The organism is Pseudomonas sp. 43(2021) (genome assembly GCF_017490805.1).
GTDB lineage: Bacteria > Pseudomonadota > Gammaproteobacteria > Pseudomonadales > Pseudomonadaceae > Aquipseudomonas.
In genome coordinates this window covers 1-627 of record NZ_JAFGYJ010000156.1, presented here as the reverse complement: position 1 = coordinate 627, position 627 = coordinate 1, and the positions used below count along the sequence as shown (strand labels likewise).

The 627-nt window shown below is 62.0% G+C and carries 1 protein-coding gene and 1 pseudogene; both read left to right on the top strand.

Annotation, left to right across the window (positions count from 1 at the left end):
- Window positions 1-9 precede the first annotated feature (9 nt).
- Window positions 10-246, top strand: a complete 237-nt coding sequence (locus J5M71_RS26490) for a DUF971 domain-containing protein (protein ID WP_243434361.1) — start codon at window positions 10-12, stop codon at window positions 244-246.
- Between the two features lie 193 nt (window positions 247-439).
- A pseudogene (locus J5M71_RS26485) lies at window positions 440-627 on the top strand (helix-turn-helix domain-containing protein); the annotation flags it as partial.

Genomic DNA, 627 nt, shown 5'->3' with positions numbered 1-627 from the left:
GCACGCACGTTGCGCCTGAGCTGGCCGGACGGGCGCGAATCGTTGCTCAGGCATGCCGATCTGCGCCGGCAATGCCCATGCTCGCAATGCCGCGCATTTCGCCTGCGCGGCGTCACGCCGCTGGTTGATGATCGCGTGCGCCTGATCGAGGTAAATCCACAGGGTTATGGTGTGCAACTGGTGTTCAGCGATGGCCATCAACGCGGGATTTACCCGTGGGAGTACCTGGCGCAACTGGGTTCCTGACCTTATCCGAAGATCGTTCCCACGCTCCGCGTGGGAATGCAGCCCGTGACGCTCCGCGTCACTGGACGCGGAGCGTCCCTTGAGGCATTCCCACGCGGAGCGTGGGAACGATCAGATCGCAGCCTTCGGCAGCTGCCTGCGTCGGCTTGCGCCGACTGGCGGTTCTTGTCAGGCATTTCCCACAGGAGTACAAATGTACTCCATGACAAACCTCACTCCCCGCCGTACCGCCATTCTGACCTTTATCCGCGATCGCATCGCCGAGCACGGTCAGCCCCCAAGCCTCGCTGAAATCAGCGAGGCTTTTGGTTTTGCCTCGCGCAGCGTGGCGCGCAAGCATGTACTGGCGCTCACCGAAGCCGGTTTCATTGAGGTCAATCC